This window comes from Castellaniella hirudinis, assembly GCF_047468865.1.
Taxonomy (GTDB): domain Bacteria; phylum Pseudomonadota; class Gammaproteobacteria; order Burkholderiales; family Burkholderiaceae_B; genus Castellaniella; species Castellaniella hirudinis_A.
Map to the genome: position 1 here is coordinate 50,527 of NZ_JBLGTV010000016.1, position 19,679 is coordinate 70,205.

Annotated in this window: 20 protein-coding genes and 1 pseudogene; 7 read left to right on the forward strand and 14 right to left on the reverse strand. The window is 64.7% G+C overall.

Going from position 1 to position 19,679, the window contains the following annotated elements; translation table 11 throughout:
* Positions 1-39: 39 nt before the first annotated feature.
* The 10 genes from ACMHYJ_RS15050 to ACMHYJ_RS15095 all read right to left on the reverse strand — a co-directional run bounded on the left by ACMHYJ_RS15050 (position 40) and on the right by ACMHYJ_RS15095 (position 8,905).
* Positions 40-1,410: a replicative DNA helicase gene (locus tag ACMHYJ_RS15050; RefSeq protein WP_414247006.1), complete on the reverse strand. Its 1,371-nt coding sequence runs from the start codon at positions 1,408-1,410 to the stop codon at positions 40-42.
* A 159-nt stretch (positions 1,411-1,569) separates the two neighbouring features.
* Positions 1,570-2,025, reverse strand: coding sequence for a 50S ribosomal protein L9 (gene rplI, locus ACMHYJ_RS15055; RefSeq protein ID WP_414247007.1), 456 nt, complete (start codon positions 2,023-2,025; stop codon positions 1,570-1,572).
* A gap of 17 nt (positions 2,026-2,042) precedes the next feature.
* A complete protein-coding gene (rpsR, locus tag ACMHYJ_RS15060; protein ID WP_066456389.1) occupies positions 2,043-2,315 on the reverse strand; it encodes a 30S ribosomal protein S18 in 273 nt (90 codons plus the stop codon).
* 43 nt (positions 2,316-2,358) lie between these two features.
* Positions 2,359-2,655: a primosomal replication protein N gene (gene priB / locus ACMHYJ_RS15065; RefSeq protein WP_414247008.1), complete on the reverse strand. Its 297-nt coding sequence runs from the start codon at positions 2,653-2,655 to the stop codon at positions 2,359-2,361.
* 19 nt (positions 2,656-2,674) lie between these two features.
* Positions 2,675-3,046 (reverse strand): 30S ribosomal protein S6, encoded by a 372-nt coding sequence (gene rpsF / locus ACMHYJ_RS15070; protein WP_414247009.1) that lies wholly within the window; start codon positions 3,044-3,046, stop codon positions 2,675-2,677.
* A gap of 315 nt (positions 3,047-3,361) precedes the next feature.
* Positions 3,362-4,171: a GTP cyclohydrolase FolE2 gene (folE2, locus tag ACMHYJ_RS15075; protein ID WP_414247010.1), complete on the reverse strand. Its 810-nt coding sequence runs from the start codon at positions 4,169-4,171 to the stop codon at positions 3,362-3,364.
* The gene (gene dxs / locus ACMHYJ_RS15080; protein ID WP_414247011.1) at positions 4,168-6,027 is read right to left on the reverse strand and encodes a 1-deoxy-D-xylulose-5-phosphate synthase; all 1,860 of its coding nucleotides are present in this window, start codon (positions 6,025-6,027) and stop codon (positions 4,168-4,170) included. Before dxs ends, folE2 begins: the two co-directional genes overlap by 4 nt.
* Positions 6,028-6,057: 30 nt before the next feature.
* Complete coding sequence (locus tag ACMHYJ_RS15085) at positions 6,058-6,972, reverse strand: polyprenyl synthetase family protein (protein ID WP_414247013.1); 915 nt, start codon at positions 6,970-6,972, stop codon at positions 6,058-6,060.
* Between the two features lie 143 nt (positions 6,973-7,115).
* Positions 7,116-7,982: a sulfurtransferase gene (locus ACMHYJ_RS15090; protein ID WP_414247014.1), complete on the reverse strand. Its 867-nt coding sequence runs from the start codon at positions 7,980-7,982 to the stop codon at positions 7,116-7,118.
* On the reverse strand, positions 7,979-8,905 hold the full coding sequence (locus ACMHYJ_RS15095; protein ID WP_414247015.1) for a DMT family transporter: 927 nt from the start codon (positions 8,903-8,905) through the stop codon (positions 7,979-7,981). The genes ACMHYJ_RS15090 and ACMHYJ_RS15095 overlap by 4 nt, the downstream gene beginning before the upstream one ends.
* Before the next feature lie 87 nt (positions 8,906-8,992).
* Between ACMHYJ_RS15095 and htpX the strand changes: the two genes are divergently transcribed.
* Together htpX and ACMHYJ_RS15105 are read left to right on the forward strand one after the other, a co-directional pair.
* Entirely contained in the window at positions 8,993-9,868 is an 876-nt protein-coding gene (htpX, locus tag ACMHYJ_RS15100) for a protease HtpX (RefSeq protein WP_414247016.1), read from the forward strand.
* 13 nt (positions 9,869-9,881) lie between these two features.
* Complete coding sequence (locus ACMHYJ_RS15105; protein ID WP_414247017.1) at positions 9,882-11,540, forward strand: Na/Pi cotransporter family protein; 1,659 nt, start codon at positions 9,882-9,884, stop codon at positions 11,538-11,540.
* 25 nt (positions 11,541-11,565) lie between these two features.
* Here the strand turns inward: ACMHYJ_RS15105 and polA are convergent, their stop codons facing one another.
* The gene (gene polA / locus ACMHYJ_RS15110; protein WP_414247018.1) at positions 11,566-14,292 is read right to left on the reverse strand and encodes a DNA polymerase I; all 2,727 of its coding nucleotides are present in this window, start codon (positions 14,290-14,292) and stop codon (positions 11,566-11,568) included.
* Between polA and ACMHYJ_RS15115 the strand changes: the two genes are divergently transcribed.
* From ACMHYJ_RS15115 to ACMHYJ_RS15135, 5 genes are all read left to right on the forward strand, one after another.
* Entirely contained in the window at positions 14,291-14,962 is a 672-nt protein-coding gene (locus ACMHYJ_RS15115; protein WP_414247019.1) for a TIGR00730 family Rossman fold protein, read from the forward strand. The two genes, polA and ACMHYJ_RS15115, sit on opposite strands and share 2 nt — an antisense overlap.
* 129 nt (positions 14,963-15,091) lie before the next feature.
* Entirely contained in the window at positions 15,092-15,880 is a 789-nt protein-coding gene (locus ACMHYJ_RS15120) for a transporter substrate-binding domain-containing protein (protein ID WP_414247020.1), read from the forward strand.
* A 97-nt stretch (positions 15,881-15,977) separates the two neighbouring features.
* On the forward strand, positions 15,978-16,667 hold the full coding sequence (locus tag ACMHYJ_RS15125) for an ABC transporter permease (RefSeq protein ID WP_414247021.1): 690 nt from the start codon (positions 15,978-15,980) through the stop codon (positions 16,665-16,667).
* Positions 16,664-17,374, forward strand: a complete 711-nt coding sequence (gene hisM / locus ACMHYJ_RS15130; RefSeq protein ID WP_414247022.1) for a histidine ABC transporter permease HisM — start codon at positions 16,664-16,666, stop codon at positions 17,372-17,374. Before ACMHYJ_RS15125 ends, hisM begins: the two co-directional genes overlap by 4 nt.
* A gap of 6 nt (positions 17,375-17,380) precedes the next feature.
* Positions 17,381-18,148 (forward strand): ABC transporter ATP-binding protein, encoded by a 768-nt coding sequence (locus tag ACMHYJ_RS15135; RefSeq protein WP_414247023.1) that lies wholly within the window; start codon positions 17,381-17,383, stop codon positions 18,146-18,148.
* Positions 18,149-18,344: 196 nt separating this feature from the next.
* On the opposite strand, the gene ACMHYJ_RS15140 is transcribed toward ACMHYJ_RS15135, so the two are convergent.
* The 3 genes and pseudogenes from ACMHYJ_RS15140 to ACMHYJ_RS15150 all read right to left on the reverse strand — a co-directional run.
* Positions 18,345-18,677, reverse strand: a complete 333-nt coding sequence (locus ACMHYJ_RS15140; protein WP_414247024.1) for a BrnA antitoxin family protein — start codon at positions 18,675-18,677, stop codon at positions 18,345-18,347.
* Between the two features lie 2 nt (positions 18,678-18,679).
* The gene (locus ACMHYJ_RS15145; protein ID WP_414247030.1) at positions 18,680-18,973 is read right to left on the reverse strand and encodes a DNA-binding protein; all 294 of its coding nucleotides are present in this window, start codon (positions 18,971-18,973) and stop codon (positions 18,680-18,682) included.
* 91 nt (positions 18,974-19,064) lie between these two features.
* Positions 19,065-19,598 (reverse strand): annotated as a pseudogene (locus tag ACMHYJ_RS15150) (transposase); the annotation flags it as partial.
* Between the last annotated feature and the right edge of the window lie 81 nt (positions 19,599-19,679).

A 19,679-nucleotide genomic window follows, 5' to 3' on the forward strand; every position in this document is an offset into this window, starting at 1 on the left:
TACCGTTCCCACTGCATCCAGGACACAAGGCCTTTCACGTTAAAACACAGGGGCCGCCGAAAAATTGAGAAACCGCGTGCTGGCGCCCTGAAAAGTCAGGCGCACCGTGCCGATGGGGCCATTGCGCTGCTTGCCGATGATGATCTCGGCCGTGCCTTTGTCCGGTGAATCCGGGTTGTAGACTTCGTCGCGGTAGATGAAGATGATCACGTCGGCGTCCTGCTCGATGGCCCCGGATTCGCGCAGGTCGCTCATGACGGGGCGCTTGTTGGGGCGCTGTTCCAGGCTGCGGTTCAATTGCGACAAGGCCACCATGGGGCAGTTGAGTTCCTTGGCCAGGCCCTTCAGGGACCGGCTGATCTCGGAGATTTCCGTGGCGCGGTTTTCCCCCCCGCTGCCGGACATCAACTGGATATAGTCGATGATGATCAGGCCCAGCTGGCCGCACTGGCGCGACAGCCGCCGGGCACGGGCGCGCAGCTCCATGGCGGTCAAGGCCGGGGTTTCATCAATGTAGATTTGCGCCTGTTCCACCTTTTGCACGGCGTGCGTCAGGCGCGGCCAGTCGTCCTGGTTCAGCTTGCCGGTGCGCATGCGGTGCTGATCCAGCATGCCCACCGAGCCGATCATGCGCATGGCCAGCTGCACCGCCCCCATTTCCATGGAGAACACCGCCACGGGCAGCCCCTGCTCGATGGCGACGTGCTCGCCGATATTCATGGAAAAAGACGTCTTCCCCATGGACGGGCGGCCCGCCACGATGACCAGGTCGCCCGGCTGCAGGCCCGAGGTCATGCGATCCAGATCTTCGAAGCCGGTGGGCACCCCGGTGATGTCGGAATCCCCTTCGCGGTGATAGAGCTCGTCGATGCGCTCGACCACCTGGGCCAGCAGGGGACGGATTTCCTGGAACCCGGCCATGCCGCGCGCGCCTTCCTGGGCGATCTGGAATACTCGGGACTCGGCCTCGTCCAGGATCTGGCGGGCTTCCTTGCCCTGCGGATTGAAGGCGGCCTCGGAGATTTCGTCGGCAATCGACACCAGCTTGCGCAGCATGGCGCGTTCACGCACGATCTCGGCATAGCGGCGAATATTGGCCGCCGACGGGGTATTGTGCGCCAGGGCGTTCAGATAGGCCAGGCCGCCGGTGTCGTCGGCCTTGCCCGACGAGCTCAGGGATTCGAACACCGTAATCACGTCGGCCGGGCGCGACAGGCTGATCAGACGCGCGATATGCTGCCAGATCAGCCGATGGTCGAAGCGGTAGAAATCGTCTTCGACCAGGACATCGGCGATGCGGTCGAAGGCGGCGTTGTCCAGCAGCAGCCCGCCCAGCACCGATTGCTCGGCCTCGATGGAATGCGGCGGCACCCGTAAATAATCCAACTGCGTATCGGCTTTGGTTTCCACCCCGAGTGTCCTTCAAAACGAAAAAAGGGCCGACGACATGCCGGCCCTTTTATCCTACCCCGCCCGATTGCGGCGGGGCAATGCGGCACCGCCGCCCGCCTGGCCGAACCGAAGCCCGGGCTTCGGCGCAAGGCGGGGCCCCGGACGCCGATGCGGCGATTACGCCATTTCGCCCTGCACCGTGAGCGTGACATCGGCCACCACGTCGGCGTGCAGCGCAACCTGCAGGGGGAACTCGCCCACGGCCTTGATGGCGCCGTCGGGCATGTGGACTTGACCTTTGTGCACATCGGCAAAGCCGGCGGCCTGCAAGGCCTTGGCGACGTCCATGTTGGTGACCGAGCCGAACAGGCGGCCGTCGACACCGGCCTTCTGGCCGATGACCAGGGCGAAACCATGGAGTTTTTCGGACAAGGCCTGGGCGGCGGCCAGTTTTTCGGCCTGCAGTTTTTCGAGCTCGGCACGGCGAGCTTCGAATTCTTTCAGGGCGGCGTCAGTGGCGCGGCGGGCGATCTTCTTGGGGATCAGGAAATTGCGGGCGTAGCCATCGCGCACGCGCACGACATCGCCCAGGTTGCCGAGATTGGCGACTTTTTCAAGCAGAATGATTTGCATGACGATTGACCCCTGGCTTAGTTGTGGTTGTCGGTGTACGGCAACAGGGCCAGGAAGCGGGCGCGCTTGATGGCCGTATCCAGCTGGCGCTGGTAGTGTGCCTTGGTGCCGGTCAGGCGGGCCGGGATGATCTTGCCGTTTTCCTGGATGAAATCACGCAGGGTGTCGAGATCCTTGTAGTCGATTTCCTCGACCTTGGCGACGGTGAAACGGCAGAATTTGCGACGTTTGAACAACGGGTTCTGTTGTCCGAATTTACGTTTTTCTTTGGACTTTTTGAAGTAAGCCATGATAGTTAGACCTTTGTCTGGTTCCGGGCCGGGCCCGGCGGGTTCATTCAGTTGCCTGCACAAGCTGCTGGATATGCAATACCAGCCGATCCGATCCTTGACGCTGCGGGGCCAGAAAACCGACCATCCGCACCTGGCTGCCCACGGGCTTTCCGGCCAGTTCCAAGGCCACGTCGCCCAGGGCGACTGCCTTGAATTCCATCGAGACCCGGCGTTCGAGGCCGGCTTCGATGACCTGGGATTCATGGGCCAGCGGCAGGCGCAGCACAGGCAGGCCAGCCGGCGTGTGGCGCATGGGCGGAATCTCCAGCAATCGCACAGCCAGTTCGACGCGGTTCACGGATCGCGCGCGCGCCGGATCAAGCAGCGTTCGAGGACTCGGCGGTGGAAGCCTTGCGGGCTTCTTCGCGTTCGACCGACTTCATCATCAGCGACGGTTCGGTGTGGGCGTGCTTGGTCTTGATGAACAAGTGGCGCAGGATGGCGTCGTTATAGCGGAACGCGTGTTCGAGTTCGTCCAGGGCGGCCTGGTTGCACTCGATGTTGAAGCACACGTAGTGGGCCTTGACGAGCTTCTGAATGGGATAGGCCAGCTGGCGGCGGCCCCAGTCTTCGACCCGGTGAATCTGGCCGCCGTGGGTGGTGACCGTGGCGGAATAGCGCTCGATCATGGCGGGCACTTGCTCGCTTTGATCGGGATGCACAATAAACACTACTTCGTAGTGACGCATGAATGACTCCTTGTGGATATCTGCGATGTTGACAGACAGCCCGCCAAAACCCCGCCTATGGAAAACCCCATAAAACAAAATCTGGTCGGGCAAGTAACCAAGCAGTGTAGCACGAATCTTGTATTTATGGGAAACCCCAACCCACTCACAGCCAGCCCGGCCGGCACACGCCTGATTGAGGGGCCGGCTATGCACCGCCCCGGAATTGGGCGCGTGCCGGATGCCGGATGCTAGGTGCCGGGAGCGCCTGGTGACTCCGGCGCCGCCAGCACCGCGGCCCGCCGCATCGGCGGGGGGCCGCGACGGCGCAGTGCGTTAACGGCTGCGCACCACCGCGTAGGCGGAATGATTATGGATGGATTCGAAGTTCTCGGCTTCGACCTCGAAGCCCTCCACCCCCGGCAAGGCCCGCAGCATCACGGCCACGTCGCGCACCAGATCTTCGACGAATTTCGGGTTTTCGTAGGCGCGTTCCGTGACGAATTTTTCGTCCGCGCGCTTCAGAAGCCCCCAGAGTTCGCACGAGGCCTGGGCTTCGATGCGGGGAATCAAATCATCCAGGACGGGTGCCTGGTCTGCCGCACACTGCAGGCGCACCGTCACGTGTGAGCGCTGGTTGTGCGCCCCGTATTCGGAAATCGCCTTGGAGCATGGGCACAGGCTGGTGACCGGCACCTGCACCTGCAGGGAAAAGGACGGCTGCTCTCCCTGGCGCACCCGCACCGACCAGCGCACCTGGTAATCCAGCAGGCTGCGCACGCCGGTGACCGGGGCGGCCTTGTCCAGGAAATAAGGAAAGCTGGCCGCGACATCGCCCGCGTCGGCCTGCAGCAGCGCCAGCATGTCCTGCGCCATAGCCGCCATCGAGGCGGGCGTCATGGGCTGGCCGCGATGGGTTTCCAGCAAGGCAATGAAACGCGACATGTGGGTGCCTTTTTCCTCCGGCGGCAAGGCGACTGTCATCTCCCAGTCGGCGATCGTGGCCTGGGGCTGGCCCGCCCCCGCCACCACCAGGGGATGGCGCACCCCGCGCACCCCCACGCGCTGGATGGCGATATGCCGGGTGTCGGCACTGCTTTGCACATCCGGCATCGCCACAGCGACCGAATCGAGCACGGTATTCATGAAGATATCCTTTGCAAACGCTGGCGTATCGAGGTTTCGATGCCATCGGCGTCCAGGCCCAGCCTGGCGAGGATGGCCTTTTGATCGCCATGATCAATGAATTCATCCGGCAGGCCCAGCTGCAGGACGGGGCGCACAATGCCCTGGTGATTGAAATACTCGGTGACGGCGCTGCCCGCGCCGCCCATGACGGCCGCTTCTTCCAGGGTGACGAACAGGGTGTGGTCGGCCGCCAGCTGCGACAGCAGGGCCGCATCCAGGGGTTTCACAAACCGCATGTCCACCAGGGTGGCGTCCAGGGCCTGGGCCGCCTGGGCCGCCTGGGGCAGCAGGGTGCCGAACACCAGGATCGCCGTGTCCCGGCCCTGGCGGCGCACCACGGCGCGGCCGATGGCGACCGGTTCGAGCGAATCGCCGGGGTCGGCCCCGCAACCGGCCCCGCGCGGATAGCGCACCGAAGCCGGGCCCGCGTGCAGATAGCAGGCATTCAGCAGCAGGCGGGCTTCGTGCTCGTCCGACGGCGTGGCCACCACCATATTGGGAATGCAGCGCAAGTACGCGATATCGTAATTGCCCGCGTGCGTGGCGCCGTCGGCCCCGACGATGCCCGCGCGATCCAGGGCGAACGTGACATCCAGATTCTGCAAGGCCACGTCGTGGATGAGCTGATCGTAGCCGCGCTGCAGAAAGGTGGAATAAATCGCCACCACCGGCTTGCTGCCCTCACAGGCCAGGCCGGCGGCAAAGGTGACGGCATGCTGTTCGGCGATGCCCACGTCGAAATAGCGCTGGGGAAACTGCCGCTCGAATTCGACCAGCCCGCTGCCCTCGCGCATGGCGGGGGTCACCCCCACCAGGCGGTCGTCATGGCGCGCCATGTCGCACAGCCAGCGGCCAAACACCTGGGTAAAGGTGCGCCGGGCGGGTTGGGCGGGGGTCTGGATGCCGATGGACGGATCGAATTTTCCCGGCCCGTGGTACAGCACGGGATCGGCCTCGGCCAGCTTGTAGCCCTGGCCCTTGCGGGTGACCACGTGCAGGAACTGCAGCCCTTTCAGGGCGCGGATGTTTTCGAGCATGGGCACCAGGGCTTCGAGGTCGTGGCCATCAATGGGCCCCATGTAGTTGAAGCCCAGTTCTTCAAAGAGCGTGGCGGGCGACAGCATGCCCTTGGCGTGGCCTTCGAGCTTGCGCGCCAGGGCCAGGGCGGGCGGCACGTGCTGCAGCATGGCGCGCCCCATCATCTTGGCCCGCGCATAAAACTGCCCGGACAGCAGCCGCGCAAAATAGTAGTTGAGCGCCCCGACCGGCGGCGAAATCGACATGTCGTTGTCGTTCAGCACCACCAGCAGGTTCACATCCGGGGTCACTCCGGCGTTGTTCAGGGCCTCGAAGGCCATGCCCGCAGTCATGGCGCCGTCGCCGATCACCGCGATGTGCTGACGGTCGAGGCCCGCATTGCGGGCCGCCACGGCCATGCCCAGGGCGGCGGAGATCGACGTCGAAGAATGCGCCGTCCCGAAGGCATCGTAAGGCGATTCGCTGCGCTTGGGAAAGCCGGATATCCCGCCCCATTGGCGCAGGCTGGCCATGTCCCGGCGCCGCCCGGTGAGGATCTTATGCGCATACGACTGGTGGCCCACATCCCAGACCAAGCGGTCGTCGGGGGTATTGAAGACATAATGCAACGCCAGGGTGAGCTCGACCGTCCCCAGGTTGGACGACAAATGCCCCCCGGTGCGGGCCACGGAATCCAGCACGAAAGACCGCAGCTCGACGGCCAGGTCTTTGAGTTCACGGCGATCCAGGCGGCGCAGGGCCGCAGGCGCGTCGATACCTTCCAATAAAGTCGTCATTGCGTTGTTCTAGGTTTATGCGCCTTGGGGTTAATGAGTGCGGCCAACCATGTAATCGGCCAGTTCCCGCAGCCGGGCGGCCGACGGCCCCAGCGGCAGCAGGGCCTGGTGCGCCTGATCGCGCAAGTCCAGCAGCAGCCGGCGCGAGGCGTCCAGGCCCAGGATGGAGACATAGGTGGGTTTGCCGTGCTCGGCGTCCTTGCCCGCGGTCTTGCCCAGCGTGGCTGAATCGGCCGTCACGTCCAGGATATCATCCGCCACCTGGAACGCCAGCCCCATGGCGGCGGCATAGGATTCCAGGCCGCTGCGCACGCCCGAACTGGCCCCCGCCACCACCCCGCCCAACAGCACGCTGGCCTCCAGCAGGGCGCCGGTTTTCATGCGGTGCATCTGCTGCAGGGTGTCGATGGACAGGGACTGGCCGACGCTGGCGCAATCAATGGCCTGCCCGCCCACCATGCCCTCGCAGCCCGCGGCCCGGGCCAACAGCTGCACGGCCTGCACCACCAGGGCCGGGGCAATCGGCATCTGGGCCAGGCAGTCGAAGGCCAGGGGCTGCAGGGCGTCGCCCGCCAGCATGGCCAGCGCCTCGTCGTCGAACTGGCGATGCACCGTCGGCCGCCCGCGCCGCATGGCGTCGTCATCCATGCAGGGGAGATCGTCGTGAATCAGGGAATACGCGTGGATGAGCTCGACGGCGGCGGCGGCGCCATCCAGCGCCAGCCCCTGGGCCGCGGCGGCCGGGCTGGCCGACGGGCTGCTGGCTTCGCCGGCGGCATACACCAAGGCCGCCCGGATGCGCTTGCCCGGGCCCAATACCGCATAGCGCATGGCCTCGTGCAAGCGGGCCGGATCGGCGTCTTCCGGCGGGGGCAGGACTTCATCCAGCACATCGGCGGCATGCGCGGCGGTATCGTGCAACCACGATTCGAATTGACTAGCCATAAATAGGGTTTACTTGGGGTTCCAAGACTGGATTGTACGAGAAACCGCCTGGCCGGGCCGGACAGCCGCCGCCCGGCCGCGCCACCGGCCGCCGGGCGGCTGGCGCCGGCCCGGAGGATGCCCCGACAAGCCGCGGCGCGACGTCAGCCCCCCCGCGCCACCGGATGTTCGGGATCGCTGCACCATTCGCTCCAGGAGCCCGGATACAACGCCGACCCGCGCAGGCCGGCGAGTTCCATCGCCAGCAGATTGTGGCAGGCCGTAATGCCCGAGCCGCATTGGTGCACGATGCCGCGATCCAGGCGCGTGCCCAGCAAGGCCTCGAATTCGGCCCGCAGCTGGGCGGCCGGCTTGAAGCGGCCATCGGGCTGGACGTTCTGGGCAAAGGGACGGTTCAGCGCCCCCGGGATGTGTCCGCCCACGGGGTCGATGGGTTCGACGTCGCCGCGAAAGCGTTCGGCCCCCCGGGCATCCAGCACGGTAAAACGCGGATCGTCCAGATTGGCCAGCACCGCGCGGGCATCCACCATGGGCATGGACGGCTGACCCGTCAGCACCAGGCTCTGGATGGCCTGGGCCTCGCTGACCGAAGCCGTGCGCGTGCCGGTTTCCACCGCCCCGCCGGCAGCCTGCCAGGCCGCCCAGCCGCCATCCAGCACGGCCACGGACTCGTGTCCCAGCCAGCGCAGCATCCACCACAGGTGGGCGGCGAACATGCCGTTGCCCGCATCGTAGACGACCACGTCGGATCGGGCGGTCAGGCCCTGGGCGCGCAGCAGCGCGGCGAATTCGGCCCGATCGGGCAGGGGATGGCGGCCGTTGCGCCCGGTGCGGGCGGCGCACAGCTGGGTTTCGTGATCCAGGTAAAGCGCCCCGGGGATATGCCCGGCCTCGTAGGCGCGGCGGCCCGCCAGGTGATCGAACAGGTCATGACGCACATCGAACACCAGGCAGCCCGGACGATTAAGACGGTCGCGCAGCGCCTCGGCCTGAATCAATAAGTCGATCATGATGGGGGAGCCTCCGTGGGAGATGGGTTGGGGGTGGCCGGGCCGGACGCCGCATGGCCGTCCAGGCCCCGCATGACCCGGGATTCCGCATGCGTGCGCCAGACCGACAGCAGGCCCGAGGCAATGATCAGCGCCATACCGGCCCAGGCCAGCGGCGCAGGCCGATCGCCCCAGGCCACGATACCGATCAACGCCGCAAAGATGATGGTGGTGTACTGCAGGGCCGCCGTCAACAGGGTAGACCCCAAGCCGAACGCGCGCGTCATGGCCAGCTGGCCCACCAGCCCCGCCACGCCCAGGCCGGCCAGCGACAGCAAGGCCAGCGGATCGTCCGTGCGCCAGCCCTGGATGCCCACCCCCAGCCCGCCGCTGAGGCAGACCCCGACGGAAAACAGCAGCACCGTGCGCCATTCGGGTTCGCCGACACGGCCCAGCTGGCGAATCTGCATCATGGCGATCGCCGCCAGCCCCCCGGCCGCCAACCCCAGCAGCGCCGCCAGCCATTGATCCTGCTGGACGCTGGGGCGCAAAATGCCCAGCACCCCCAGGAAACCCGCCAGCACGGCCAGCACGCGAACCGGATCTTTTTGCGCGCCGCCAAAAAACAACAACCAGCCGGCGATGAACAGCGGCGCGGTGTAGTTCAGACTGATGGCGGTGGGCAGCGGCAGATGCGAGAGCGCGAAAAACCCCAGCCACATCGAGGCGATCCCGCTGAGGTTGCGCCAGATGTGCAGGCGCCAACTGGCCGGGCGGATCGTGCGGCGCGTGGCCCGCGCCCAGAAAAACAACAGCAAGACCGACGGGATACCGCGAAACAGGACGATCTCGGGCAGCGTCGCCCCCAGATCGGCCGCCACTTTGACGAAGGCGCCCATCATGGCGAACATCGCGCAGGCAAGCAGCATCCACAGGGACTGCATGTTTTTACCACCAAAGGGATACAGTTCGGGAAGCCGATACTATACACTTTGGCACATCGAAACCTGATTTGCGGAGCATCTCCCTCAATGAAAAGAATCATCCTGTTCCTGGTGACCAATATGGCCGTCATGCTGGTTCTCAGCATCACCATGAATCTGCTGGGCGTTGGCCGCTACCTGACGGCCAACGGGGTCGACCCCGCGCAGCTGCTGGTGTTCGCCGCCTTCATCGGCTTTGGCGGGTCATTCATTTCGCTGCTGATGAGCAAATGGATGGCCAAGACCAGCACCGGCGCCCAGGTCATCGACCCCCAGGCCCCGCGCAACCAGCGCGAAGCCTGGCTGGTGGACACCGTGCACCAGCTGGCCGACCGCGCAGGCATCGGCCGCCCCGAAGTCGCCCTCTATGAAGGCGCCCCCAACGCCTTCGCCACGGGGGCCTTTCGCAACGACTCCCTGGTGGCGGTCTCCACCGGCCTGCTGTCCTCCATGACCGAAGAAGAAGTCACCGCCGTGCTGGGGCACGAGGTCGCCCACATCGCCAATGGCGACATGGTCACGCTCACCCTCATCCAGGGGGTGGTCAATACCTTCGTGATCTTCCTGTCGCGCCTGGTGGGGTATTTCATCGACCGCGCCATCCTGAAAAACGACCGCGGCGTCGGCATGGGCTATTACGCCAGCGTGCTGGTCTGTGAAATCCTTTTCGGGGTCATCGCCTCCATCATCGTGGCCTGGTTTTCGCGCCAGCGCGAATTCCGCGCCGACGCCGGCTCGGCCCACCTGCTGGGCGCGCGCGAACCCATGATCCGCGCCCTGGCCCGCCTGGGCGGGGTCGAGGCCGGCGAACTGCCCAAGTCCTTCCAGGCCGCCGGCATTGCCGGGGGCAACCTCGGCGCCCTGTTCGCCTCGCACCCGCCCATCGAGAAACGCATCGAAGCCCTGCGCAACCAGGCAGGCTGAAACCGCTGCCGCCATGCAGGAACTTCAGGTCATCATCGCCTTCAGCGGGTTCATCGCCCTGCTGCTGTGGGGCGTGCATATGGTGCAAACCGGGGTGCAACGGGCCTTCGGCAAAACCCTGGGATTGTGGATGGGACGCGCCATGGGGTCGCTGCCGCGCGCCTTCGGCACCGGCCTGGTGATCACCGCCGCCATCCAGAGCAGCACCGCCACGGGCTTGATGATCACTGGTTTCGCCGTCACCGGCCTGGTCTCCCTGGTGCCCGGCCTGGCCGCCATGCTGGGGGCCAACGTCGGCACCACGCTGATCGTCCAGGCCCTGTCCTTCAACCCCACCGCCCTGGCGCCCGGCTTGATCCTGGTCGGGGTCTGGATGTTCCGCCATTATGCCCCGGGGCGCGCACGCGACCTGGGCCGCGCCTTCATCGGCCTGGGTCTGCTGCTGCTGTCGCTGAACGAACTGGTCACCATGTTCGAGCCCCTGAAAAACGCCCCCATGCTGGGCACGGCGCTGGACGCCCTGGGCGACGCCCCGGTGCTGGCGCTGATCGCCAGCACGGCGCTGACCTGGGCCTCGCATTCCAGCGTAGCCGTGGTGGTGCTGATCATGTCCCTGGCCCTGCACGGCCTGGCCGACCCCGCCCTGGCCTATACCCTGGTGCTGGGGGCCAACCTGGGCACCGCCATCAACCCCGTGCTGGAAGGCGGGCACGACGACAACCCGGCCTCGCGCCGCCTGCCGGTGGGCAACCTGGGCACCCGCGTGGCGGGCTGCGCGCTGGGCATGGCCCTGCTGCCCTGGGCCGACCCCATCATGCACGCCCTGGGCAGCGACGCCGCGCACAGCGTGGCCAATTTCCACTTGATTTTCAACCTGGCGGTGGCCCTGTGCTTCATGCCGGTGCTACGGCCCTACGCCCGCCTGCTGCGCCGCTTCCTGCCCCAGCGCAGCGACCCGGACGACCCCGCGCGCCCGCGCTACCTGGACGCCTCCGCCCGCGAAGTGCCCGCCGTGGCCCTGGGCCAGGCCGCCCGCGAAGCCCTGCGCCTGACCGACCTGCTGCGCGAATCCTTGCAACTGACCCAGCACGCCCTGCTGCGCAACGACGGCCAGGCCATCGGCCGCGCCCGCTACCTCAACGGCGTGATCGGCCAGCTGGATCAGTCCATCACCACGTTCCTGGCCACCCAGGATCAGGAAAGCCTCAGCGCCGAGGACGAGCAATACCTGAAATTGATTCTCGATTTCTCCATGAACATCGCGCACGCCGCCAGCGTTTCGGGCATGGGCCTGCTGGGCCACGCCAGCCGTCTGCACAAAAAGCACTGGGCGCTGGACACCGGCCAGAAGGCCGAACTCGCCGACACGCTGGAGCGCCTGCAGCGCAACCTGCGCCAGGCCGCCGCGCTGTTCGTATCCGCCGACCGCCAGGTGGCCCGCAACCTGGCCTTCGAAAAAGAATACTTCCGCAGCCTGGAAGCCAAAGCCGCCGAGCGCCATCTGGAGCGCATCAAGACCGGCCTGCTGGACGCCGCCGAAATCGGCGCCTTCTATCTGGAAATCCTGCGCGACACGGGGGGCATCAACGCGTACCTGGTGAATGCGGCGGCCTACCCCATCCTGGCCCGGCACGGCGAACTCCGCCCGAACCGCCTGCGCGAGGCCGACTGAGGCGCGGGGTCGGCCAGGCGGGAGCCTAGTGGGCCTCGCCCCAGTCCCGCCCCACGCCTACCTCGGCGATCAGGGGCACGGCCAGCCGGGCCACCCCCGCCATCAATTCGGGCACCCGCTGGCGCAAGATATCCAGTTCTTCGGGCACGACATCAAACACCAGTTCGTCGTGCACCTGCATCACCATCAGGCTGCGCAAGTCCTGGCCGGACAGCCAGTCCTGCACCGCCACCATGGCCATTTTGATCAGATCCGCCGCCGTCCCTTGCATGGGCGCATTGATGGCGGCGCGTTCGGCGGCGGCCGCGCGCGGCCCCTTGGCTCCGGCCAGATCGGGAAAATACAGGCGGCGGCCGAAGACGGTTTCCACGTAGCCCTGTTCGCGGGCCTGGCGGCGGATGCGATCCATGTAGTCGGCCACGCCGGGATAACGCATGAAATAGCGGTCGATGTAGGACTTGGCCGCCGCCCGGGTGATCCCCAGGTTGCTGGCCAGGCCGAATTCGCCCATGCCGTAGATCAAGCCGAAATTGATGGCCTTGGCCGCCCGGCGGTGTTCGGCATCCACCTGGTCGGGGGCCACGCCAAAGACCTCGGCGGCGGTAGCGCGGTGGATGTCCAGCCCGTCGGCAAAGGCCTTGCGCAGATTTTCATCGCCCGACACATGGGCCATGACCCGCAGTTCGATCTGCGAGTAGTCCGCCGACACGATCCGCCCCAGGCTGGCCACGAAGGCCGAGCGCACCCGCCGCCCTTCGGCGGTGCGCACCGGGATGTTCTGCAGATTGGGATCGGACGACGCCAGCCGCCCCGTGACCACCGCCGCCTGGGCATAGCGCGTGTGCACGCGTCCTGTCTCCGGGTTGATCATGCGCGGCAGCTTGTCGGTATAGGTGGATTTCAGCTTGGCGATGCCGCGGTAATCCAGCAGCAGGCGCGGCAAAGGGTAATCGGCGGCCAGCCGGGTCAGGACTTCTTCGTCCGTGGACGGCGCGCCGCCGGCGGTCTTGCGCAACACGGGCAGCTGCATCTGCGTGAACAGGATTTCGCCCAGTTGCTTGGGTGAATTCAGATTGAACGGCTGGCCGGCCAGCGCATGCGCCTGGGTTTCGAGATCCAGCATCTGCTGGCCAAGCTCGTGGCTTTGGCGGGCCAGCACCTGGGCGTCGATGGCCACCCCATTGCGCTCGATGCGCGTCAGCACCGCCGAAGTATCGATTTCCAGTTGATACGTGCGGGCCAAGCCCTCGTCAGCCAGCACTTTGGGCAGCAGCACCTGGTGCAGGCGCAAGGTGAAATCGGCGTCTTCGGCCGCATAATGCGCAGCCTGATCCAGGGCCAGTTCGTCAAAGCCGATCTGCTTGGCCCCCTTGCCGCACAGGTCTTCATACGTGGTGCCGGTGATCCCCAGCCACTGGATGCATAAATCCTGCAAATTGACCCGGCGATGCGACTGCAGCACATAGGCCTGCAGCATGGTGTCGTGCCGCACCCCGCGCAGCGCGACGCCTTCGTTGGCGAAGACATGGCTGTCGTACTTGGCATTGTGCAGCAGTTTGGGGACCGTGGCGTCTTCCAGCCAGGGGCGCAACTGATCCAGCACCCAGGCCCGATCCAGCTGATCGGGCGTGCCGGGGGCCGTATGGCCCACGGGAATGTAGGCCGCCTGGCCCGCCCGCACCGACACCGACAAGCCCACCAGACGGGCCGCCATCGGATCCAGGCTGGTGGTCTCGGTATCCAGGGCAACCAGATCGGCCTGCCGCAGCCGCTGCAGCCACTGGGCGAAATGGTCTTTGTCCAGAATCGTGTCGTACTGCACGCCATCGGGCGCGGCGGGTACGGCATCCGGCTGGGCCGCGCGCGCATCCTGCGCCGGGATGCGGTCGGATTCGCCCGTGATTTCGCGCAGCCAGGTGCGAAACCCATAGGTTTCATACAACTGGATCAGGGTCGCCTGATCCGGCTCGCGCAGCGGCATGGCCAGCGCGGTGTTTTCAGGCGGCAGATCGCAGTCCAGACGGACGGTCAGCAAATCGCGCGTCAGCGGAAAATTGGCCATCGCCTGGCGCAGGTTGGCCCCGGCCACGCCCTTGATCTCGCCGGCATGTGCCACCAGGTTTTCGATGCTGCCGTACTGCGCCAGCCATTTGGCGGCGGTCTTGGGGCCAACCTTGTCCACCCCGGGCACATTGTCCACGGCATCGCCCGTCAGCATCAGGTAATCAATGATGCGATCGGGCGGCACGCCGAATTTCTGCATGACCCCGGCGGGATCCTGGCGCTCGCCCGACATGGTGTTGATCAGTTCCACCCGGTCATTGACCAATTGGGCCAAATCCTTGTCGCCGGTGGAAATAATGGTATAAAGGCCGTCTTTGGCGGCCTGAGCGGCCAGGGTGCCGATGACGTCATCGGCCTCGACCCCCGGCATGGCAATCACAGTCCAGCCCAGCGCGGCGGCGGCGGCGTGAATGGCGGGAATTTGCGTGCGCATGTCATCGGGCATCGAGGGCCGGTTGGCCTTGTACTGGGGGTACAACTGGTCACGAAACGACCCGCCCGGGGCGTCAAAGACACACGCACCATAGTGGGCGGCATCCTTGTAATCATGCAGCAGCCTTCGTAACATGGAGATCACCCCATACAAAGCCCCCGTGGGCTGGCCCTGCGCATTGCGCAGATCGGGCATGGCATGATAAGCGCGGTACAGATAGCTGGACCCATCAACAAGCAACAAGGTTTTTTTCATGACAGACAATAAGACTAAACGGGTCTCGGCGGAACAACAGATTCCCACAATTATTACAGAGATGCGCCAGGCCGCCGTGGCTTTCCAGAAAATCGGCCTGGGCGTCAGCATTTTCGGCAGCGCCCGCATCTGCCGCGGCCACCCATTTTACGAATTGGGCCAGGAACTCGGCGCCCGCATCGCCCAGCTGGGCGTGCCCGTGATCGCCGGGGGCGGCCCCGGCCTGATGGAAGCCGCCAACCGGGGCGCCTTCGAGGCTGGCGGGCGCAGCGTGGGGCTGAACATCCGCCTGCCGCGCGAAAGCTCCGACAACGGCTACCAGACCGACAGCCTGTACTTCGAATATTTCAATTCGCGCAAGGCGTCCTTCTTCATGCACAGCCTGGCCTACGTGGTGCTGCCCGGCGGCTTCGGCACGCTGGACGAGCTCTTTGAAGCCGTCACCCTGGTGCAAACCCTGAAGCAGCCCCCCGCCCCCATCATCCTGGTGGGCACGGTGTTCTGGTCCGGGCTGATCGACTGGATCAACGACCAACTGGTGGTCAACGGCACCGTCAGCCCCTTCGACGCCGATCTGCTGACCGTCACCGACGATGTCGACGAGGTCATCCGCCTGATCCAGGAAGCCGTCCAGCTCGAACCCAGCCGCGAACCCGCCCTGCCTGAATAACGGCTTTCCGCCAACCTGCCCGGGCATATCAGGGTAATGCTTGATGTGCCCGGGCAAGCAGCTGGGGTAACATCACGCCTTGTCATCGCCGGATGGGCACCCCCATGCCGGCCCCACAGGAGACCCTTCATGAAGAAAGCGCTATTTGGTGCCACCCTGCTGATCGCAGCTGGCCTGATCCCGGCCATCGGTTCGGCCGCCGACGCCAAAGACCTGAAAATCGCCACCGAGGCCGGCTACCCGCCGTTCGAATACCGCAATCCCAACGGCCAGCTCGAAGGCTTCGACATCGACATCGGCAACGAACTGTGCAAGCGCATGCAGCGCAACTGCGTCTGGATCGACACGTCCTTCGACGGCCTGATCCCCGGCCTGCAAGCGCGCAAGTTCGACCTGGCCAATTCCACCATGACCGCCACCGAGGCGCGCAAGAAGGTCATCGACTTCTCCACCCCGGTCTTCATTGTGCCGGTCAAGCTCATGGTCAAGAAAGGCAGCGGCCTCGAACCCACGGCCGATTCCCTCAAGGGCAAGCGCGTGGGCGTGCAGCAGGGCACCACCATGGAAACCTATGCGCGCAAGTTCTGGGCGCCCAACGGCGTCAACGTCGTGTCCTACCCCAGCTACACCAACGCCTACGTGGACGTCACCGCGGGCCGCCTGGACGCCACCTTCCAGGAAGCCCAAAGCGCGGTTGAAGGCTTTCTCGAAAAACCCGAAGGCGCCGACTACGAGCTCGCCGACATGACGCTGGACGACCCCATCCTCAACGAGCCCATCGCCATCGGCATCCGCAAGGGCAACCCCCTGAAAGCCGAGGTCGACAAGACCCTGCAAGGCATGCTGGCCGACGGCACCATCCAGGGCTACGCGAAAAAATACTTCGCCGACGGCCTGATCCAGTTCCCCGCCCAATAATCCGGCTGGCGGCATGCCGCCCCACCGCCCTGCCGCCTGGATCACGCCCCCGACACGGGCCATCTGATCCGGGCGGCGGCCCTATTGGATATTTTTCATGTTCCTGAACGGCTACGGCCCCCTGCTGCTGGAAGGCACCTGGGTCACCATTCAGCTTGCCTTGCTGTCCCTGCTGGTTTCCCTGTTCCTGGGCCTGCTGGGCGCCTGGGCCAAACTGTCCTCCTTGTGGTGGGCGCGCCTGCTGGCCACCGCCTATACCACCCTGATCCGCGGCGTGCCCGACCTCGTGCTGATGCTGCTGATTTTCTTCAGCCTGCAAATCTACCTGAACGAAGCCACCGACCTGCTGGGCCTGGACTACATCGACATCGACCCCTTCGGGGCCGGGGTGCTGACCCTGGGCTTCATCTACGGGGCGTATTTTGCCGAAACCTTCCGGGGGGCCTTCATGGCCGTGCCCTACGGCCAGCTGGAAGCCGCCACGGCCTACGGCATGCGTGAATTCCAGGTGTTCCGCCGGGTGCTGTTTCCGCAAATGATGCGCCACGCCCTGCCCGGCATCGGCAACAACTGGCAGGTGCTGCTGAAATCCACCGCCCTGGTGTCCCTGATCGGCCTGTCCGACCTGGTCAAGGTCGCCCAGGATGCGGGCAACGTGACTTTCCGCGTGTTCCTGTTCATCTCCATCACCGGCCTGATCTACCTGGCCCTGACCACCCTGTCCAACGGGGTGCTGTACTGGCTGGACAAACGCTACCGCGTCGGCGTGCGCGAGGCCGCCCTATGATCGACGTCATCGACGAATTCTGGCGCGCCTATCTGTACGCCAGCAACGGCGGCTGGTCCGGCATGGCCGTCACCCTGTGGCTGCTGGTGCTGTCCGTCACCATGGGCTTCTTTCTGTCCATCTTCCTGGCCGTGGCCCGGGTATCGTCGCGCCGCTGGCTGTCCGTGCCCATCTGGACTTTCAGCTATGTGTTTCGCGGCACCCCGCTGTACGTGCAGATATTGTTCATCTACGCCGGCATCTACAGCCTGGACTTCATCAAGGACACGCCCCCGCTGGCGGTGTTCTTCCAAAGCGGGTTCAATTGCCTGGTGCTGGCCCTGACGCTGAACACCGTGGCCTACACCACCGAAATCTTCGCCGGAGCCATCCGTGAAACCAACGCGGGCGAAATCGAATCCGCCCGCGCCTTCGGCATGACTCGCTTCGCCCTGTACCGGCGCATCATCATCCCCTCGGCCCTGCGCCGCGCCCTGCCCGCCTACAGCAACGAAGTCATCCTGATGCTGCACGCCACATCGCTGGCGTTCACCGCCACAGTGCCCGACATTCTGAAGGTCGCCCGCGACGCCAACTCGGCCACCTACCAAACCTTTGCCTCCTACGGCCTTGCCGCCCTGCTGTACCTGTGCCTGTCGTTTACCCTGATCGGCCTGTTCCGCTGGTACGAACACCGCGCCCTGGCCTATCTGGGCAACCACCGATAATCTGCCATGTCCAAACTCGATGTACTCAATATCCACAAGCACTACGGCGACAACGAAGTCCTGAAAGGCGTATCCCTGCAGGCCAGCGCCGGCGACGTCATCTGCATCCTGGGGTCCAGCGGCTCGGGCAAGTCCACCTTTTTGCGCTGCATCAACTTCCTGGAAAAACCCAACAAGGGCAGTGTCTCGCTCAATGGCGAGACCCTGAAAATCATCCAGGACAAACACGGCGAACCCCACGCCGCCGACCTGGATCAACTGCGCCGCCTGCGTTCCAAACTGGCCATGGTGTTCCAGCACTTCAACCTGTGGGCGCACATGAACGTGCTGGGCAACGTCATCGAAGCCCCCATCCAGGTGCTGAAACTCAGCCGCGCCGAAGCCACCGAACGCGCCCGCCACTATCTGGCCAAGGTCGGCCTGGATCCGAAGGTGGAAACCCAATATCCCTCGTCCCTGTCCGGCGGCCAGCAGCAACGCGTGGCCATCGCCCGCGCCCTGGCCATGGAACCGGAAGTCATGCTGTTCGACGAGCCCACCTCCGCCCTGGATCCCGAACTGGTGGGCGAAGTGCTGAAAGTCATGCAGAAACTGGCCGAAGAAGGCCGCACCATGCTGGTGGTCACCCACGAAATGGGCTTTGCCCGCAACCTAGCCTCGCACGTGATGTTCTTGCACAAGGGCGTGGCCGAGGAAACCGGGTCTCCCGTGGATATTTTCGACCACCCGCAAAGCCCCCGGCTGCAGCAGTTCCTGTCGGGGAATTTGAAGTAAAGGGGCCTCCGGGGGCTCCGAAGCCGCCATGTCGATCACAGCACGCGGTGTTAGACAGCCTGAAAACATGTCTTGGTGCGTCAACGAGGCCAGAACTTTATAGGTTGGTAACTGTTGTTTTATTGACTAAAGCACCAAAAACAGTACCAAAGACACATGGATTGGAGCGGATCGGGGTGGACGTCTCTGGACGACATCAACCAGCTGGATGCGCCTTGACCTTGCCACTCAACGCCAATGATGCACGCAAGGTATCGTTGATGCGCGTCTGCCAGCCCTCACCGCTAGCGCGTAACGCCGCCAACACATCGGCATCCAGGCGCAGCTTCACCGCCTCTTTCGTCACCGCCTGAGTGCTGCCCGCGGGTCGCCCCCGACGCTTTGTGATTTGCTCTGGCGTATGCGTCTGGGCGAACTGGCCCGCCTTGGCTTCAGCCAGCGCATCACGCAGCCCAGGCAGCGCCTGACCCGCATCGGCCTCGATGGCAGCCGTCACCTTGTCCACATCCAGTTTCTTGAGGATCTTCATGGTCAACTCCGCTTGACGTCCTTGGCCTTCACATTGGTGCGCTCTGCTTTGGCGTAAATCATGACCAACAGCACGATTTCATCATCAACCAGATGAAAGTAGATCACCCGCGCACCGCCGCGCTTACCCATGCCTATGCGCGACCAGCGCACCTTGCGCGCACCATCAGCACCAGGGATCACATCACCCGCATCTGGATGCTCGGCGATCCAGCCGATAAAAGCGTAGCGTTCGTCTTCGTTCCACACATCGTCAGCTTGCTTCCGAAAGGTAGGGGTTTCAACAACAGTGCGTATAATTAAATGTACCCCCAAAAAAATAAAAACACAAGGACCGAGCCCTTCAGAAAGTAGCAACTACCTACCCCATTCTGCCACGGCCAGGTGACCATTCTCTCAAAAGTTGGAGCCTCCTCAAAACCCGGGGGGACTCAGCATGCTTGGCCCCGTCAATGCGGCTGGGCCGCAGCAGGCAAGTCAGCATCGACTGGCCGCAGAACACGTACAGCGGCAAATAGCAGTGATGGTCATAATAGCCATGGAACTGTTTGAGTTCCTGTTCACCGTGCAGCGGGATATCCGAGGCATCCACATCCAGGATCAGTTCCTTGGGCGCGGTGGCGAAGCTGGCAATGAAGTGATCAACCAGCACCTGGTGCAGCGCCCAGGCATCCGCGCGAGCGGCACCCGTTTCAAGTCGACTGAGCGTGGGCGAACTGGCCAGGAGCCGATCCCGCCCAACGGCTGTTTGCATCAGCAAGTCGGCGCGCAAGGTGTCGTGATCGTTCAGGTCTTCGTAGCCGCAGCACAGGCCGTACAGGCGTTGGGCCAGCATGTCGTGTAGGCGGTGCTGAATACGACATGCTGCTCGGCGCTCGGTCAGCGCACGGGCCGCCATGCGCGACAGGCCTGTGCGGGCGTCAATCTGTCATCGCCGGTGTAATACTGACCCACCCTGTCGGAGTAAATCTGACCCACCTGGGTAATGATGGTGGCTTTTTGG

Excerpts from the sequence above, each read along its gene's own strand:
- rplI (WP_414247007.1), bottom strand. The coding sequence starts at position 2,025 with ATGCAAATCATTCTGCTTGAAAAAGTCGCCAATCTCGGCAACCTGGGC.
- rpsR (WP_066456389.1), bottom strand. The coding sequence starts at position 2,315 with ATGGCTTACTTCAAAAAGTCCAAAGAAAAACGTAAATTCGGACAACAG.
- rpsF (WP_414247009.1), bottom strand. The coding sequence starts at position 3,046 with ATGCGTCACTACGAAGTAGTGTTTATTGTGCATCCCGATCAAAGCGAG.
- folE2 (WP_414247010.1), bottom strand. The coding sequence starts at position 4,171 with ATGAATACCGTGCTCGATTCGGTCGCTGTGGCGATGCCGGATGTGCAA.
- dxs (WP_414247011.1), bottom strand. The coding sequence starts at position 6,027 with ATGACGACTTTATTGGAAGGTATCGACGCGCCTGCGGCCCTGCGCCGC.
- ACMHYJ_RS15085 (WP_414247013.1), bottom strand. The coding sequence starts at position 6,972 with ATGGCTAGTCAATTCGAATCGTGGTTGCACGATACCGCCGCGCATGCC.
- ACMHYJ_RS15090 (WP_414247014.1), bottom strand. The coding sequence starts at position 7,982 with ATGATCGACTTATTGATTCAGGCCGAGGCGCTGCGCGACCGTCTTAAT.
- ACMHYJ_RS15095 (WP_414247015.1), bottom strand. The coding sequence starts at position 8,905 with ATGCAGTCCCTGTGGATGCTGCTTGCCTGCGCGATGTTCGCCATGATG.
- htpX (WP_414247016.1), top strand. The coding sequence starts at position 8,993 with ATGAAAAGAATCATCCTGTTCCTGGTGACCAATATGGCCGTCATGCTG.
- ACMHYJ_RS15105 (WP_414247017.1), top strand. The coding sequence starts at position 9,882 with ATGCAGGAACTTCAGGTCATCATCGCCTTCAGCGGGTTCATCGCCCTG.
- ACMHYJ_RS15115 (WP_414247019.1), top strand. The coding sequence starts at position 14,291 with ATGACAGACAATAAGACTAAACGGGTCTCGGCGGAACAACAGATTCCC.
- polA (WP_414247018.1), bottom strand. The coding sequence starts at position 14,292 with ATGAAAAAAACCTTGTTGCTTGTTGATGGGTCCAGCTATCTGTACCGC.
- ACMHYJ_RS15120 (WP_414247020.1), top strand. The coding sequence starts at position 15,092 with ATGAAGAAAGCGCTATTTGGTGCCACCCTGCTGATCGCAGCTGGCCTG.
- ACMHYJ_RS15125 (WP_414247021.1), top strand. The coding sequence starts at position 15,978 with ATGTTCCTGAACGGCTACGGCCCCCTGCTGCTGGAAGGCACCTGGGTC.
- hisM (WP_414247022.1), top strand. The coding sequence starts at position 16,664 with ATGATCGACGTCATCGACGAATTCTGGCGCGCCTATCTGTACGCCAGC.
- ACMHYJ_RS15135 (WP_414247023.1), top strand. The coding sequence starts at position 17,381 with ATGTCCAAACTCGATGTACTCAATATCCACAAGCACTACGGCGACAAC.
- ACMHYJ_RS15140 (WP_414247024.1), bottom strand. The coding sequence starts at position 18,677 with ATGAAGATCCTCAAGAAACTGGATGTGGACAAGGTGACGGCTGCCATC.